Raw genomic sequence first — 267 nt, 5'->3', positions numbered from 1 at the left:
GCATGACGGCGGGTGTCGCGGGGTCTCCCGAATCCTGCTGTCGCAGATACTCGCCGTAGCTGATGTCGGTCGCCCACGGTCGGTCGAGCAGCGCCACGCGGCGACGGAACTCATCGATCGCCTCGGGCTCTGCAGGCGGCATGGTGCGCAGGATGCCGACCTCCGCGCGGAGCATCAGCTCGGCGGCGGCCATACCCGTCATGAGCGAGATCTGCGCGTTGAAGTCTTCCATCGGCAGGGTGGCGCGGGCGCGGAGTTCGAAATGGC

General features: G+C 68.2%; 1 pseudogene. It reads right to left on the bottom strand.

The features are described from left to right. Positions 1–232, bottom strand: a pseudogene (locus SB754_RS20680) (RNB domain-containing ribonuclease); the annotation flags it as partial. Between the last annotated feature and the right edge of the window lie 35 nt (positions 233–267).

The organism is Leifsonia sp. SIMBA_070, assembly GCF_046534635.1.
Lineage (GTDB): Bacteria > Actinomycetota > Actinomycetes > Actinomycetales > Microbacteriaceae > Leifsonia.
The sequence above is the reverse complement of the archived record's forward strand: the minus strand, read 5'-3'. Positions and strand labels throughout refer to the sequence as shown.